13 protein-coding genes are annotated in these 15,347 nt (G+C 66.2%); 6 read left to right on the top strand and 7 right to left on the bottom strand.

The window, feature by feature from the left end; translation table 11 throughout:
- The first annotated feature begins 209 nt into the window (after positions 1 to 209).
- Positions 210 to 830, top strand: coding sequence for a hypothetical protein (locus ABTV68_RS06980; protein WP_433676891.1), 621 nt, complete (start codon positions 210 to 212; stop codon positions 828 to 830).
- Positions 831 to 1,012: 182 nt separating this feature from the next.
- Here the strand turns inward: ABTV68_RS06980 and ABTV68_RS06975 are convergent, their stop codons facing one another.
- Positions 1,013 to 2,545, bottom strand: coding sequence for a recombinase family protein (locus ABTV68_RS06975; RefSeq protein WP_433676890.1), 1,533 nt, complete (start codon positions 2,543 to 2,545; stop codon positions 1,013 to 1,015).
- A gap of 256 nt (positions 2,546 to 2,801) precedes the next feature.
- Between ABTV68_RS06975 and ABTV68_RS06970 the strand changes: the two genes are divergently transcribed.
- Positions 2,802 to 3,458 (top strand): AbiV family abortive infection protein, encoded by a 657-nt coding sequence (locus ABTV68_RS06970; RefSeq protein WP_433676888.1) that lies wholly within the window; start codon positions 2,802 to 2,804, stop codon positions 3,456 to 3,458.
- Positions 3,459 to 3,517: 59 nt separating this feature from the next.
- On the opposite strand, the gene ABTV68_RS06965 is transcribed toward ABTV68_RS06970, so the two are convergent.
- Genes ABTV68_RS06965 through ychF form a run of 3 tightly spaced genes read right to left on the bottom strand, consistent with a single transcriptional unit; the run spans position 3,518 to position 6,604 of the window.
- Positions 3,518 to 4,633: a hypothetical protein gene (locus tag ABTV68_RS06965; protein WP_433676886.1), complete on the bottom strand. Its 1,116-nt coding sequence runs from the start codon at positions 4,631 to 4,633 to the stop codon at positions 3,518 to 3,520.
- Entirely contained in the window at positions 4,630 to 5,457 is an 828-nt protein-coding gene (locus ABTV68_RS06960) for a TIGR02391 family protein (protein ID WP_433676885.1), read from the bottom strand. The genes ABTV68_RS06965 and ABTV68_RS06960 overlap by 4 nt, the downstream gene beginning before the upstream one ends.
- Before the next feature lie 52 nt (positions 5,458 to 5,509).
- A complete protein-coding gene (ychF, locus tag ABTV68_RS06955) occupies positions 5,510 to 6,604 on the bottom strand; it encodes a redox-regulated ATPase YchF (protein ID WP_433676884.1) in 1,095 nt (364 codons plus the stop codon).
- 104 nt (positions 6,605 to 6,708) lie between these two features.
- On the opposite strand from ychF, the gene ABTV68_RS06950 reads away from it, so the two are divergent.
- Positions 6,709 to 7,701 (top strand): ATP-binding cassette domain-containing protein, encoded by a 993-nt coding sequence (locus ABTV68_RS06950; protein WP_433676882.1) that lies wholly within the window; start codon positions 6,709 to 6,711, stop codon positions 7,699 to 7,701.
- Positions 7,698 to 8,525: an ABC transporter permease gene (locus tag ABTV68_RS06945; RefSeq protein WP_433676880.1), complete on the top strand. Its 828-nt coding sequence runs from the start codon at positions 7,698 to 7,700 to the stop codon at positions 8,523 to 8,525. Before ABTV68_RS06950 ends, ABTV68_RS06945 begins: the two co-directional genes overlap by 4 nt.
- Before the next feature lie 40 nt (positions 8,526 to 8,565).
- Here ABTV68_RS06945 and ABTV68_RS06940 read toward each other — a convergent pair whose 3' ends face one another.
- Positions 8,566 to 11,709, bottom strand: coding sequence for an ATP-binding protein (locus tag ABTV68_RS06940; RefSeq protein ID WP_433676878.1), 3,144 nt, complete (start codon positions 11,707 to 11,709; stop codon positions 8,566 to 8,568).
- A gap of 425 nt (positions 11,710 to 12,134) precedes the next feature.
- Complete coding sequence (locus tag ABTV68_RS06935; protein ID WP_433676877.1) at positions 12,135 to 12,875, bottom strand: class I SAM-dependent methyltransferase; 741 nt, start codon at positions 12,873 to 12,875, stop codon at positions 12,135 to 12,137.
- A gap of 85 nt (positions 12,876 to 12,960) precedes the next feature.
- Here ABTV68_RS06935 and ABTV68_RS06930 point away from each other — a divergent pair, with 85 nt between their 5' ends.
- Entirely contained in the window at positions 12,961 to 13,554 is a 594-nt protein-coding gene (locus ABTV68_RS06930; RefSeq protein ID WP_433676875.1) for a 3'-5' exonuclease, read from the top strand.
- Positions 13,555 to 13,691: 137 nt separating this feature from the next.
- The gene (gene rmuC, locus ABTV68_RS06925) at positions 13,692 to 15,122 is read left to right on the top strand and encodes a DNA recombination protein RmuC (protein WP_433676874.1); all 1,431 of its coding nucleotides are present in this window, start codon (positions 13,692 to 13,694) and stop codon (positions 15,120 to 15,122) included.
- On the opposite strand, the gene ABTV68_RS06920 is transcribed toward rmuC, so the two are convergent.
- Complete coding sequence (locus tag ABTV68_RS06920) at positions 15,103 to 15,306, bottom strand: UDP-N-acetylmuramyl pentapeptide phosphotransferase (protein WP_433676872.1); 204 nt, start codon at positions 15,304 to 15,306, stop codon at positions 15,103 to 15,105. The genes rmuC and ABTV68_RS06920 overlap by 20 nt on opposite strands.
- Positions 15,307 to 15,347: the final 41 nt, after the last annotated feature.

The following is a 15,347-nucleotide window of genomic DNA, read 5'->3' as shown; positions in this document are numbered from 1 at the left end:
AAAGACGCCCGCTCAGCGACTGGCGACACCTCGCCGAACGATGGGCAGAAGTCCGTATCCTCCTACGGCGACTGTGATACAGGAGGGGACAGGATTATGGGGCGAAAGGCACAACCGCGAACTATGCCTACTGGACGACTCGAACGACAACGCTTTGGGCCGAGCAGGAAGGTCACCAGCTCAACTACATGGTCCACAAGCTGACACACGTGAGCGAACATCTGAAGGGTGGTAACGCCGACCCCGCGAGCAGCCTTGACCCGGCGTACTGGGGTGAAGTGGACACGGAACGAGACCCGATTCGCGTCTTGCCGATGACTACTCGAACCGGCTCAACGCCGCACGACGTTCGAGCGGTCTTCGCTCATGCTGGCGCTCAGGTGATACTCGGCAAGTCGATCCACGCGAACGCGGTCGGTGACGAATCCAGCAAGGATCCGCTCAAGCCGTTCATACGTCGTCTAGAGGAACTGTTGCGGAACCCAAGCGACCTCCACCAAGTGGACATACTGCTTGTCCATCGTGGAGGCGGCGTAAACCCGACTCCACAGAATCCCCGATGGACGCCTACAAATGTTCCTGATGCGCGACGCAAAAGGTTCTTAGAGCTCTGCGTCGACGTTCGGGACCTAGGAGTGGAGGTCGTCGTGGCACTGGGCCACGCGAACGTCTCAGTTCTGGACTGGGAGGCGCGTGAAGACGTGTGTCTACCGTTGGGTATTTTCGAGGCGACCACCCCGACCGCAGCGGCTGCGTGGATTCTTCAAGAACACATCAATCCTCGGCTCGTAGATACAGCGCTCATCTATAGCCAGGAACTGGCTACCTAGACGAGAGCAGTCGGTCCCCGTTGCGCCTCGGTCGGCAGTCATCTTCACCGCAGGATACGCGCATGCGAGGGATGACTGCGTATCGAGGTGAGCGAGCAGCTATACCGGTGAGACCTTCGCCAGCGACGGATGACGCAGCGTCAAGCTATTGGACACCGTCTTCTCCCGGCGGAGGGGCTTCTTTACTTCGGCGCCACGGCGACAGTAGACGGATCGAACCCCTTACGCCCCCGAGGCGCCGGTAGGAGCCGGACCGTGCAAAAGAAGTCGATCACCCGCCGCTTAACTGCGAGATCAGCATCGTCGAACGCCTTGACTGGTTCGCTCGCACCGAGAACACCACCCAGGTCATTGCCGACACTGAGGCGCAGTCGCTCCGCTTCGAGATCAGCGATCGCGGCGTTCTGCCGGTCCCTGATACGGCGGAAATCGTGCGCTTCGGTGATCTCTTCGTCATAGTCGTGCTGAGCGCGCTTAATGCGCCCCTGCCGCTCCCTGATCTCGGCCTGAATGGCGAGAAGCCGCGGCTCGTCTCGAACAGGTAGCACGTCCTGCAAATCCGGCCTGGCGAGCCGTTCGCGAATCAGCTGCAACACGAACTCATCGATGTGCGGACGTGACCGCGTGACATGACCGCCCTCGGAGCAGCGATAGCCCCGAGAGTGTGCGGTGATGGGCCTATCGCAGATTCCGCAAAGGTAGAGGCTCGAGCCGAGGTGCTTACGCGCCGTAGACCCAGTTCGGTTGGTGATGCGCGTCTGGTCGTTCAGGCGCTCCTGAACAGTGAGCCACGTGAGTTCGTCTACTAACGGATCCCACTGACCCCTGATCGGCTGTCCGTCCTCATCGCGGATAATCTGTGCATACCAGTTGCGACGCTTGTTCTTGTCAGACCGGTCGCTCCGGTTCGTGTATACCGAGTAGCCGGCGTATCGCGGATTGCGGAGAATGCCCAGGACGGTGCTGGACGTCCACGGCCCGTCCGGAGGAACCGGCTTCGGATCCAACCCTTCCGCCATACGACGTTCGTTACGCTCGATCATCAGTGTGCGGCTGAACTTCGGAAGATGCGGGATGGATCTGGGCGCTTCGGCCCCCGCCTTTCCCGAAAGCGCCGACGCGATCGCGGCGATCGGTGTGCCGTTCGAGATAGCGAAGAGTCGGAACATCTCCGCAACGACCTGAGCCTCGTGCGCAATGACCTCACCACTCGTCGCATATCCCAGCGGCCGGGTTCCCTTGGGCGCCCTCCCCTGCTGCGCCCGCTGCAACTGAGCTCGCGACTGGCGTACCGCCTTTCGCTCCACCTCTCCGACTGCCACCGCAGCCTTCACGCGCGCGTACATGCGTCCACCGTCCGTCGTCAGATCGGCTTCGCCGTTGGCCGTGACGAGCTTAAGACCACGATCCTTGGCCGCGTCGATCCAGTCCTCAAGCTGACGGGGTTGCCGGGTCAGCCGATCAAGGTCCCAACAGATGATCGCCTCGAAGTTGCCCGCTTCATAGTCGGCCACCATCCGGTCGTAGGCCGGGCGCTTCTTCGTCTTGTCAGTCGCCGACTTCGACTGATCAACGTACTCCTCGATGACCTGCCACCCGCGATCTCGCGCGATCTTGAGGCAGTCGTCTCGCTGACGATCAATCGCGAGCCCGTCCATGTTCCGGTCGAGGGAGACGCGGAGGTAGACAGCAGCGCGAATCGAAATGGTGGACATCCTCTACTCCGATCCCCATGATGCATTGCAGTGCCGGAACACTTACTTGCGTGGATCCAACCCCACACCAGAAGGGTGCCACGGTTTGAGGAAGACGGGCGCGAGGCAGGCCACAGGCACGAGCACCCAACACTCGCCCCCATAGCGGGGTCCGCTGATTGCGCCATCAAGTTATGCCACAGTTCGAACTTCTCTACGGAAGAATCGCCTTGTGGAGATGGATCCGAACACAGCGCGAACGTTATGGAAGGCGCTCATGGACAACGCCTCCGGGCTAATCACCGACGCCCATGTCCTGCTCGAGAGCGGTTCGTTCGGCCGCGCACGTTCGCTCACCGTTCTCGCGCAAGAGGAACTGGGGAAGGCGCTGTGGATCTACCAGACATTCGAGCAGGCCTGGAGCACCGGATCCGAGGACGCGCGCGAGGTGCCGCGGCTCACGTCTGACGGCCGCCGCCACGCGGTCAAATACATGGAGGCTTTCATCTTCGGCCAAGAGCTCGCCGCGTTCTGGGGCGACTACGAGTCCTACGATCTCCCGGAGGACCAGTCGCAGGAAGGCTGGGACGCGCACTTCGAAAAGAAGAGGAGCGAAGCGGAGGCCGCTGGCAAGCGAGCCAACGACGAGAAGATGGCTGGGTTCTACGTCGACATGGATGGCTCGGGCGAAGCGGTCCTGTCCCCCGCCGACGTCTCGGCGGGGACCATCGCCGAGGATCTACGGACCGCGGCTCGGGTCATTGAGATGCTGCTGATCAAGGACCACAGCCGGATGAAACTCGAGGCCGGAATGCCCTACGACAGCACGCGCGAACAGCAGCACAGGCTCCTGCCGATCTCCCACCCGGAAGACTGGGCCGCCGTATCGCAGGAACTCAGGGACGGCGACTACCTCAAGGGAATCGAGGCGTGAGCAACGCACGGTAGCTGGCACACGGTAGTTGGAAAGTGCCGCTCTCGGTCTCGTACGCGCTAGTCGGACTCGCGGGCGATCCGGTCGGCGTAGCCGATGAGGCTCGCGACGAGCATGAGCACCTGGATGCAGTTCCGCTTGCTGAACTGGCGTGAGGAGACTCCGTGGACGCTGGCGTGGCGGGAGTAGTAGTGCGGCACTTTGTCGCCCTTATGCTTCCAGAACTCCTCGTGCGCGTTCCAGATCGGCAACCACACGAAGGCGTCTCGAACTCCCATCTCATCGATCTCATCCGGGACATCTGCTCCCCTCTTCCGGTTCGTGATGACTCCGCGGGCCTTCCGGTCGGGATAGAACCGGTAGATCAGCGTGTCCAGCGTGACAGTGAACATGGCCTGGGCCGAGCGAGTGTGGCCGGCGCGCATCGCACCGAGACCGTCGAGAGCGAAGCCCAGCTCATCGCTGACCACCTCATGGTCTGCCTGTTCCAGCACCGCGGCGCAGTCCTCCATGAGCGACTCGTAGCAATCGCCGAGCACTCGTCGTCGCTCTGCCAGGTCTTTGGCCCGCAGCAACCGCAGGGCCGTCCGCCCCCGCGGCACGAGATACAGCGGGATGCCCTCCTGCTCGACAAACTCGTGGACCTGGCTTGCTCTGATCTCGTCGGCGTGGTCCTTCAGGTTGGGCGGCAGCAGAGCTCGATTAAGTCCGCGGAGCGCTTCGGGGTCGAAGAGCGGGCCGAGCGCCCACCGCAGGCCCTCCATGGCGATCGCGTGCTGCTCGGAGATGCTCTTGAGCAACTCCTGGGTAGCCGAGTTGAGAACAGGAGCATGCAGCGCGGGCAGATCGAGCGGCGGCATCGAGAAGCTGGGGACGGCGGCCACGATCGATGCCACCTGCTCCTGAAGGCGCTGGGTCATCGGTGCGAGGAGCTCGCGGGCGATGGCCCTGTAGTCAGGGATCATCGAGCGCACGTGCTCTTGCAGCGGCGCGACGATCCTGGCCACATAGTCGTCCATGTTCGGCGCCAGCGATCGGGAGAAGCTCGCCGACATGCGGAAGCCGCCAACCGACTCCCTGTCGCTTCGTTCGCCCGGTTCCTCCGGCCCCTCTTCTTCGACCTGCGAAGGTTCCTCGTCCTCAGGGTCGACGGTGAGGTCGTCGTCTTCGTTCATGACAAACCTCCGCGGGAGGCTGGCACGCCGTCGAGCCTGCGATGGACCGCAGAAACCACCGTGAGAACCTCGAGCAGCTCGACCTCGGTGATCGTGCGGTTCAGCCGTGGGTCGTGCGCCGTCGGGTTACGGTATAGACCGTTCAGGCCCTTCACCAGGTTCGCGAGCCCGGCCTGCTCGTCTCTCTCGGTCTGCGTGCGCAACGAATTGATCGCGAGCATCGGCACACCAGACTTGCCGAGCGCCAACGCGGCGTCGACGAGCGCAGCCCCGTCGCCGGACGCGCCCGTCAGACGCCGAAGGCGATCGAAGATGCTCTTGGTTGCTTCGAGACAGGCGTGGAAGTACGCCTTCTTGAGCACCTCGACGGAGCAATATCGGAGCACTTCAGGATGGCAACCGCGCCGGCGCAGCTCGTCGCGGATCGATGTCGCAAGGCGAGACGCTTCGTCAAGCGTCCGAGCGACTGCGCCTTTGGCGACTCTACCCTCGTCATTAACCCGCAAACCAACGAAGGCGAGGTGCTCGTTGAGCCGGTCCTGACGATAGGTGAAGAGCTCCGGCTGGTTGCGGTATCGCACGGGCTCCATCGCAGTAACGATGAAGGTAATGATGCGCTTTGAGCTCTGGTCTTTGTTCTGACGAGCGACGAACGCTTCAGCAAGCCGGTCACGCTTGGTCGCCATGGGGATCGGGTCCTCCATACGCAAACGAAGGAGCAGATCGCCGATCTCACGGCCAGTCAATCCATCGGAAGTATCGGCAAGTACGTCAGCGATGGCCTTGAGAACGGGGTACGACCATGGCTGCTGGAACTCGGGCATGTGAACTCACCATTGCCAGACGAGCGAGAACCGGCGACGCATCCCTGATCACTTATTTCTTCCCGGCTCCAGCCGTTCCTCCGTGCCGGAACTCCACCACGTCGCCGTCCTGCATGACGTAGTCCTTGCCCTCGAGCCGCGCCTTGCCCTTCGCGCGGGCCTCCACGACAGACCCCGTCGCGACGAGGTCCTCGAACGAGATGACCTCCGCCTTGATGAAGCCCTTTTCGAAGTCGGTGTGGATCACGCCGGCGGCCTGCGGGGCCTTGGCGCCCTGCGGGATGGTCCACGCGCGCGACTCCTTGGGGCCGGCGGTGAGGTAGGTCTGCAGGCCGAGGGTGGCGAAGCCGATACGGGCCAGCTGGTCCAGGCCCGACTCGGTCTGACCGGTCGCCTCGAGCAGCTCCTGCGCGTCGGCGGGGTCAAGGTCGATCAGCTCGGACTCGATCTTCGCGTCCAGGAAGACGGCCTGCGCGGGGGCGACGAGCGCGGACAGCTCCGCTTTCTTCTCGTCACTGGTGAGGATCGCCTCGTCCACGTTGAACACGTAGATGTACGGCTTGGCGGTCAGGAGGCCGAGTTCGCGGATCGGCGTGAGGTCGAGTCCCGAGGTCGAGAGCAGCTGCCCACGCTCCAGCGCATCCTTCGCGGCGTTCGCCGCTTCCAGCACGGCGCCGTCGATCTTCTTCTGCTTGACCTCCTTCTCGTAGCGAGGGAGGGCCTTCTCAATGGTCTGGAGGTCCGCGAGCATCAGCTCGGCGTTGATCGTCTCCATGTCGTTACGGGGGTTGACCTCGCCGTCGACGTGAACCACGTCGCCGTCCTCGAAGCCGCGCACGACCTGGGCGATAGCGTCAGCCTCGCGGATGTTCGCGAGGAACTGGTTGCCGAGCCCCTCACCCTCGCTGGCACCGCGCACGATGCCCGCGATGTCGACGAACGACACCGTCGCCGGCAGGATGCGCTCGGAGCCGAAGATCTCGGCGAGCTTGTCCAGGCGCGGGTCGGGCAGGTTCACCACGCCGACGTTGGGCTCGATGGTCGCGAAGGGGTAGTTCGCCGCGAGCACGTTGTTGCGGGTCAGCGCGTTGAAGAGGGTGGACTTGCCGACATTGGGCAGTCCCACGATTCCGATAGTCAGGGCCACGAGAGACCAGTCTACGGGGCCGACGTTCCGCCCGTGTCCGCGCGTGAAAGAACCAGAAAGCGCGACGACAGTGCCGGGAAAGTCCGTCCCGGCACGATCAGGGCATGACGAATTCCACCACCGACTGGGCCCTGGAGGCCGACGGCCTCGTGAAGGTGTTCGGCACGAACCGAGCGGTCGACGGCGTCGACCTGCAGGTCCGCACCGGCACCGTCTACGGCGTGCTCGGCCCCAACGGCGCCGGCAAGACCACAACCATCAACATGCTCGCCACCCTGCTGCGACCCGACGGCGGCACCGGCCGCATCTTCGGCCACGACGTCGTGCGCGAGCCGCACATCGTCCGCCAGCTGATCGGAGTCACGGGGCAGTTCGCCTCCGTGGACGAAGCCCTCTCCGCGAACGAGAACCTGATGATCTTCTCCCGTCTACTGGGCCTCAGCCGCGCCGAGGCACGCACCAAGGCGGCGGACCTGCTTGACCGCTTCGGCCTGACCGAGGCCGCGCGGCGCCCGCTGAAGGACTTCTCGGGAGGCATGCGCCGCCGACTCGATCTCGCCGCCTCGCTCATCGCCCAACCACCGCTCATCTTCCTGGACGAGCCCACGACGGGACTCGACCCGCGCACGCGCGGCCAGATGTGGGACACCATTCGGGAGCTCGTTCGCACGGGTTCCACCGTGCTTCTCACAACGCAGTATCTGGATGAGGCCGACCAGCTCGCCGACCGCATCGCCGTGATCGATCGCGGTCGTGTCGTCGCCGAGGGCACCGCGGACGAGCTGAAGGCCTCGGTCGGCACCTCGTCGCTGCAACTCCGGGTCCGCGACAGTGCAGACATCCGGGACGCGCTCCGCATCGTCGAACAGGCGCTTGGCGTCCGCGGCACCCTCTCCCCCGAAGCCTCACGCATCACGGCCCCGATGGCCGATGCCGACCGCATCGCCGACCTGCTCATCACGCTGCGCGAGGCGGGCATCCACCTCGCGGAGATGAGCGTTCAGAAGCCGACCCTCGACGAGGTCTTCCTCACCATCACCGGCCATTCCGCGGAGGACACCGACTCCTCCGCCTCACGTGAAGAGGTTTCCGTATGAGCACTCTCGTCGCCTCCACTCCCATCGTTCCGGCAGCCGAGCGGTCACTGAAGAGTCGGGCAGGTCTCGGTCTCGCGCTCAGCAACACGCTGACCATGGCCGGCCGCGGACTCATCAAGATCCGACGCACGCCCGAGCAGCTGATGGATGTCACGCTGCAGCCCATCCTGTTCACGCTGATGTTCACGTACATCTTCGGCGGTGCGATCTCCGGTGACGTCGCGTCGTATCTGCCGGTCATCATCCCCGGCATCCTGGTGCAGACCGTCATCACGACCTCCGTGGTGACCGGCGTGCAGCTGCGCGAGGACATGGACAAGGGCGTGTTCGATCGCTTCCGCTCCCTGCCGATCGCCCGCATCGCACCGCTATCCGGCGCGCTGCTGGCCGACACGATCCGCTACGCGATCGCCACGACGCTCACGTTCACCATGGGCTACATCATGGGCTTCCGACCCGCCGGCGGCTTGCTCGCCGTGATCGCGGCCGGCGTTCTGGTGATCGTGTGCTCCTGGGCGATGAGCTGGATCTTCGCGTTCTTCGGAGTGATCGCCCGCACGGCCTCGAGCGTGCAGGGCATCTCGATGATCATCCTGTTCCCGCTGACGTTCCTCTCGAACGCGTTCGTCCCGGTCGACACAATGCCGAGCTGGCTGCAGTGGTTCGTCAACATCAACCCGGTGTCGCACCTCGTGACAGCCGTGCGGGATCTCACCAACGCCGGCGCGTTCGGAAGCGACGCCTGGATCTCGCTGCTGGGGGCCGCCGTCATCGTCGCGATCTTCGCTCCGCTGACCGTTCGCGCGTACATGCGAAAGGCATGAGATCGCGGGAGGGCACCTGAGTTCGGTGCCCTCCTGCGCGTCAGCGTGTGTACCCGAGAACGGCCAGACCGCGCTGGACTCTCTCCTCCGGGCTGAGACGCCGCGCTTGGTCTCGAGCGCTCGCCACCGCCTCCCGGCCGGCGAAGATCTCCGCATCGGCCAGATGAGCGGGCAGACTCAGGGTCGGCATGTTCTGTCGGCCGCCCAGCACCTCCGCCAGCGCGATGGCCTCGACACCGCGCGCACGCAGCGCGGGATCACGCACCGCCCACGCGGACCAACCGAGCAGCGCCGTCCCGAGGACGGGGCGATCAACGCCGTCGCGACGGTGCCGACACGTGGCGATGGTCCGCGTGCGCAGGCGTCGCACCCACGTGGCGAGATCGTCGCGCGGCAGCTCGAGCGAGCGGACGGCAGCGCTCAGGTATCCGGAAAGCGCCATCAGGAACCATGGTGATCGGCGGGTCTCGGGTTCAGCGAACGAGGCCAGCGCGCGATCGAACGAGGCCGCAGCAGAGGCGCGGTCTCCGTCCAGCAGGTCCGCCTCCGCGAGTCCATAAGCGCCGATCGACGTCAACTCCAACCCGTCCTGACTGAGTCCGCCCTCATCGATGAGGCGCTGGAAGAGCCGTCGAGCGTCCTCAGCGCGGCCCAGGCACAACAGCACTCCGCCACGAACCCACTCCTGGTGGTTGAGCTGGTCCTGAGCGTCATACTCCCGGAACACCGCAGCCGCGCGTTCCAGCCAGATTCCCGCTTCCTGCGGCTGTCCGGACTGGGCCGCGAGCTGCGCGGCAAGATCCGCGGCCATTCCCTCGGCCCATCGCTCTCCGAGGGTTCGGGCGCGCTCCCATCCGCTGCGCGCCGCGGCCATCGCCTCGTCGGGCTCACCATCGTTCTCCGCCGCGTGCGAGCGCAGTAGGTCGGCGACGAGCTGGACTGTCGGCGGGTCATCTGCGCCAACCGGTCCGGGGTGTCCGAGACCGGCCCCGCGCCCGGATGCGAGAAGCGCACGACCGACGAGGCGCCAAGCGGGCGGCAGATTGTCCCCGAGGCGTCGCTGACGGATGCGCAGGAGCGCCAGTGCGCGCGTGGCTTCAGGATCACCGGCGATCATGCATCCCAGGGCCGCCAACGAGAGCGCAATGAACGACTGGTCCTGCTCGGGGTCGGCTCTGTCCGCGGCAACGGACATCGCGGGTGCATATCCGAGGAGCTCCGTGAAGGCGCCGCGGATGAACCAGGACTGGGCGAGCACCCCGAACAGTGCAGCAGCGTGGTCGTCGCGCTGCGCGTCGAGGAGGTGACGAAGCACGTGGACGAGGTTGTCGTGCTCCTCCGTGATGGCCCGGTGTCCGCGTGCTGTAAGCCCCGAGGGGAACACGCGTGCGGGAGCGCCGTGCTCGGTCACGAATGCGACCGCCCAGGCGATGACCGCCTCCCACGCCTCATCCGCACGCCCCGCTTCTTCCAGCCGATCAAGACCGAACTCCCGAACCGTCTCCAGCATCCGGAAGCGCAAGGCGCCCGAATCCATGTCTTCGCTGACGGTGAGCAGCGACTGGGATGCCAGCGCATCCAGCACGTCGTCGGCGTAAGGCAGCCCGAGAATCGCTGCCGCGGCCGCTGCCGAGAACCCGCCGGGGAGCACCGACAGACTCGCCAGAGCCTCGCGCGCATCGACCGGAAGCAACTCCCAACTCCACTCGATTACGGCTTGGAGCGTCCGATGACGCTCCGGTGCCGACCGATCACCCGTCGTCAGCAGGGCAAACCGATCCTCCAGACGTTCTTCGATCTGGGTGAGCGACATCGTGCGCACCCGGGCGGCTGCCAGCTCGATCGCCAGCGGAAGACCATCCAGGCGCGTGCACAGTCGCGCGATCGTCGCCAGGGGTAGGTGAGCATCCGGACGCGCGGCGCGAGCGCGCTGGAGGAAGAGGCGTACGGCGGGTGCCTCCTCTGCTGCGTCGATCTGCAGCGGTTCGAGAGCGAGGACGCTCTCTCCAGCGATCGCCAGCGGCGACCGGCTGGTAGCCAGGATCCGGAGCTCAGGCACCGCGGCAAGCAGGTCGGCGGCCCACCGTGCGGCGCCATCGATCACCTGCTCGCAGTTGTCGAGCACGAGCAGCGTCGTTCGGTCACCGAGGGCGCCGATGATGCGCTGACCGAGGTCGGGACGCGGAAGCGGATCAGCGAGGCGGCGATGCGCCGCCGTCTCGCTGATTCCCAGTGCCGCTGCAACCGCCAGCGGAACGCCGTCGTCGGTGCGCACACCCGCGAGCGGAACCACGATCACGACGGGAGCGGTCGACTCGGCGGCGAGTGCCTGCGCAAACCGCGTCTTTCCCAGTCCTCCCGCACCGAGGATGGTCACCAACCGCGACGATCGCAGGAGCACGCGGGCTCGAGTCAACTCGGCGTCCCGGCCGATCAGCTCGTTCGCAGTGGCGCGGATTCCGATGCGCACCCGCGGTCCGTGATCCTCCGAGCGCAACAGGCGGGCGTTGAGCTCGGTGATCGCGGAGCCCGGTGCCGTGCCCAAGGCGTCCCGAAGCCCTTCTCGGAACCGGGCGAACACGGCCAGCGCTTCGGCGACGCGCTGATCGTCCGCGAGCGCCTGCATGAGAGCGATGTGCACAGACTCGTCGAACGGGCTGTGGTCGGCGAGCTCGGTCAGTGTGAGCGCTGCGTCAGCGGGACAGCCGGCTGCGGCCTGCGCCGACGCAAGCGCGCGAAGCACGTCGCCACGAAGGCTGGCAGCGGCGGCGGCGAGGCTGCCCGCGAGCGAACTGCTTCCCAGGTCCTCGGCGAGGCCCGGACGCCAGGAGGAGACGGATGCCTGCAGATTTGCGACGGCGTCTTCGGCAGTCTGGTGGCGGTGTGTCAGGCATCGACGCACGGCATCCAGGTCGGTCGTGGCCCTCAACGTGTATCCGGCCGCCTCACGCGACACGAGATCGGCACCCCCGAGCGCCCGCACTCGCGAGATCAGCGTCTGCAGGGCCGCGCGCGGATTCTGTGGTTGCGACTCTCCCCAGACATCTTCCGCAAGCGCCGAGACGCTCCGCGTCACGCCCACTCCGGCGAGCGCGAGGGAGACCAGCAGCAGGCGCATCGGCACACCGGCGACTTCCGCTCCGTCCAGGCGCACCGGGCCCAGCACTTCCAGCCGCACCGTCATACGCGGCGTGGGGAAGCGACGGCACGCCACCACGGCGCGAGCACCCTGCGCCGCCGATTTCTCATGCCGATCAGTCTAGGGTCGGCCACCGACTCCAGGCTGGTCGCTTGCCGAGGCGCAGGGATCCAGAACCGAGCCGCGTGCCGGACACACCGGTGCCGAACACTCGCGGGACTTATCCGTGCGAGGTATCCGCGTAGTCCTGGTCCTCAATGCGTCGATCCAACACGAACGCGAGCGCGAGACCGGCCAGACCGGCGATGACGATTCCCACGATGATGACGACCATGACCGTTCCCCCCTCACCCACCCGAGTGTCGGGTGTTATGAAGAGATGTCCACGCCGCGCCGATCGTCTCCTCCGATGTCGTGATTCCGGACAGCGCGTGAACCCCGACGAAGCGCGGATCACCACACCCGAGACGTCACAACACGGCGCGGAACGCCGTCGTGATGTAGGGCAGCTCGACGGCAGCGTCTCCGACGGCGCCGATCTCGTCGAAGAGCTCCTCCAAGCCGGCTTCGACTCGCGCCCGCTCCTCGGGGCCTGCCGTGATCAGATAGCTGCGCGAGCGTGCCATCGCCAGCAGCTCGCTGCGTGTCATCCCCCGCGACCACTCCCACGATCGGGACTCGAGGGTGCTGAACGGTGCGGCCACGCGCGGCCCTCCGGATGAGATCATCTCCTCGGCATTCGAGTTGTGCATGATCTCGCTCATCCGCGCGACCCATCCGATGCTGGCATCGCGAATGTTCCAAATCAGCCCCAGCACTCCCCCGTCGCGCAGCACGCGACCGATCTCGCGGGATCCTGCTTCCGGGTCCACCCAGTGCCAGGCCTGGCCGAGCACGACGGCGTCCGCGCTGTCGTCCGCCAGCGGAAGGCTCTCCGCCGTGCCTTCGAGCACCGGGACAGCGGGCAGTACCGAATGGAGGCCGGCGAGCATGAGCGGATCGGGGTCGACGGCCGTCACGCTCGCAGCTCCCGCCGCCAGCACCGCACGGGTCAGCTTTCCGGTGCCCGCTCCGACGTCGACGACACGCGCGTTCGCGCCGACAGACTCCAGCATCCAGGCGACCGCCTCGACCGGGTACTCGGGTCTCCCGGCCTGATAGAGATCGGCAGCGACACCGAAGGAGCGGGACTTGTCGTCGTGACTCACCATCATCCGACTCTAGGGCGCGCCGTGGAGGCGCCAACACCCCGGCGCGCCTGACCACGACGCGGCGGATCAGAGAGATGGTGGAGGGGTGCCTGTGGACTTCACCGCGATCGACTTCGAGACCGCGAACTCGTCCACAGCCTCCGCGTGCGCGGTCGGTCTCGCTCGTGTACGCGATGGCGTGGTGGTCGCCACCGATGGCTGGCTCATGCGTCCACCGCCCGGCCACGACGAATTCCACCCGCGCAACGTCGAGATTCACGGCATCACTCCCGCGGATGTGGTTTCGGCTCCGGGATGGTCGGAACAGCTCGCTCGGCTCCGGGATTTCCTGGGCGATGATGTGCTGGTCGCCCACAACGCCGGTTTCGACATGAGCGTGATGCGACGCGCGTGTGCGGCGACAGGCGACGAGCTGGCCCCGTACCGATACATGTGCAGTGTGCAGCTTTCGCGCAGCGTCTACGTGCTGCCGTCGCACAGCCTGCCTTACGCGGCCGCGGCAGCGGGCTTCCTGGAGTTCCAGCACCATGATGCTTCGGCTGACGCCCTCGCGTGCGCGCACATCGTGATCGACGCCGCGCGGCGCACCGGGTCCGCGGATATCGATGCCCTCAGCGGCGCGACCGGCGTGCGGATCTCCCGCATCCCGGACGAAGCAGCGCTCAGCGTCCTCGTCTGAGGCGTTCGCTGACCACGGCTCGCGAGGCACAGAAGCACTGAGCATGGCCCCTCGCGTACGGGCGTCCTCGACTCTGCGGCCCGGTGTCTTCCGTCCGCGTCCCAGCCAATGTCCGACCCCCTCGGCACACTGGGGTCATGGACGCAATCTGGATCGCACTGATCTGCGTGGTCAGCCTGCTGCTGGGCCTCGTCATCGGGTGGCGAGTGCGCGGTGGAAGCGGCACCGGAGACGCGGCGCTGCTGGCGCGACTCGCCGCCACCGAGTCGACGGTCGCGGCGCTGCGCGAGCAGCTGAGTCGCGAAGAGCAGCTCGCCGCCGAGGCGCAGGAACGACTCCGAGAGGAGATGGCCGCCCAGCGAGAACGCGAGCGACAGGATGCCGCCGTGCTCTCCGCGCTCTCCCCCGTGCAGGAGACGCTCCAGCTCATGCACCGCAGCGTGACGGCGCTCGAACGCGACCGGCACGCCCAGTTCGGTGCCCTGGCCGAGCAGCTGCGGCGCGCGCAGGAGACGGACGAGTCTCTCCGGCACGCCACCGAGTCGCTCACCGGTGCACTGCGATCCACCACCGCGCGCGGTACGTGGGGCGAATCGCAGCTGCGACGTATCGTCGAGGCGGCGGGGCTCACGCGGCATGTCGACTTCGACCTGCAGGTGAGCATCACGACGGATGATGGCCGAACCGGACGCCCCGACATGCTGGTACGTCTTCCCGGCGACAAGGCGCTGGCTGTCGATGCGAAAGCCCCGCTCGACGCCTTTCTGCGTGCCACTGCTCTGGACGACTCGGACCAGGCCGCGGCGATGATCCAGCACGCGAAGGCGGTCCGCTCCCATGTGGACGCGCTGGCGAAGAGGGCCTACTGGGAGGGTTTGTCCGCCAGCCCCGAACTCGTCGTGTGTTTCCTCCCCAGTGAGGCGATGCTGTCGGCAGCGCTCGACGCGGACCCGGCGCTGCTCGATCACGCGTTCGCGCAGCGCGTGGCGCTCGCCTCACCCGTCAGCCTCTGGTCGGTGCTGAAGACCGTGGCGTACACGTGGACCCAACAGGATGTCTCCGAGCAGGCGCAGGAACTGCTGACGCTCGGCACCCAGCTCTACGATCGGCTCGGCACCCTCGCACAGCACACCGATGACCTGCGCGCCGCGCTGGAGCGTGCCGTCGGTGCCTACAACCGCTTCGCCGGATCGCTCGAGAGCCGGGTGCTGGTCACCGCCCGCCGCTTCCCGGGCATCGACCCGGCGAAGGTCTCTGCCCTGTCCGAGCCGGCCGAGATTCAGACTTCTCCTCGGCGCATCCTGGCGGCCGAGTTCCTCACCGACGGACAGATCCCGTCGGCATCAGCGTCGAATCTGGAGTTCGTCACGGCTCGGACGTCCGACACCCCCGCAACCGCATCCGTCGGCGCCGACCACCACACCGCCATGCCTGACGTCGCATCCGCACCCATCACTGGGGCTGCGTCCCCCGCACATACGTCAACGGCGCCCGTGACCGATCAGATCACGAGCGCCGATATCGGTGCGCTACGCGCACGTTTGGAGGTTACGCGCCCCCAGGAATGAAACGCATGAGGCCGACGACGACGAGGCTGACCACGACGAAAGCTCCGACGGGAATCCACGAGCTCATCGCCTGACCGGGCTCGCGGCGAACGCGGAAGAACACGTCTGCACGACGCGCGGGGTCGGATGCGTTGGCGATCACAGCGTGTGCGCCGGTCCGGGGACTCGTCGTGTCGGTGGTCATGTCATCCGCCTCGATCTCGTGTCGGTGAGGACGGACGCCCC

This window comes from Microbacterium gorillae (assembly GCF_050990725.1).
Lineage (GTDB): Bacteria > Actinomycetota > Actinomycetes > Actinomycetales > Microbacteriaceae > Microbacterium > Microbacterium gorillae_A.
This window is presented reverse-complemented; position numbering and strand designations above follow the sequence as displayed.

Excerpts from the sequence above, each read along its gene's own strand:
- ABTV68_RS06975 (WP_433676890.1), bottom strand. The coding sequence starts at position 2,545 with ATGTCCACCATTTCGATTCGCGCTGCTGTCTACCTCCGCGTCTCCCTC.
- ABTV68_RS06970 (WP_433676888.1), top strand. The coding sequence starts at position 2,802 with ATGGACAACGCCTCCGGGCTAATCACCGACGCCCATGTCCTGCTCGAG.
- ABTV68_RS06965 (WP_433676886.1), bottom strand. The coding sequence starts at position 4,633 with ATGAACGAAGACGACGACCTCACCGTCGACCCTGAGGACGAGGAACCT.
- ABTV68_RS06960 (WP_433676885.1), bottom strand. The coding sequence starts at position 5,457 with ATGCCCGAGTTCCAGCAGCCATGGTCGTACCCCGTTCTCAAGGCCATC.
- ABTV68_RS06950 (WP_433676882.1), top strand. The coding sequence starts at position 6,709 with ATGACGAATTCCACCACCGACTGGGCCCTGGAGGCCGACGGCCTCGTG.
- ABTV68_RS06945 (WP_433676880.1), top strand. The coding sequence starts at position 7,698 with ATGAGCACTCTCGTCGCCTCCACTCCCATCGTTCCGGCAGCCGAGCGG.
- ABTV68_RS06940 (WP_433676878.1), bottom strand. The coding sequence starts at position 11,709 with ATGACGGTGCGGCTGGAAGTGCTGGGCCCGGTGCGCCTGGACGGAGCG.
- ABTV68_RS06935 (WP_433676877.1), bottom strand. The coding sequence starts at position 12,875 with ATGGTGAGTCACGACGACAAGTCCCGCTCCTTCGGTGTCGCTGCCGAT.
- rmuC (WP_433676874.1), top strand. The coding sequence starts at position 13,692 with ATGGACGCAATCTGGATCGCACTGATCTGCGTGGTCAGCCTGCTGCTG.
- ABTV68_RS06920 (WP_433676872.1), bottom strand. The coding sequence starts at position 15,306 with ATGACCACCGACACGACGAGTCCCCGGACCGGCGCACACGCTGTGATC.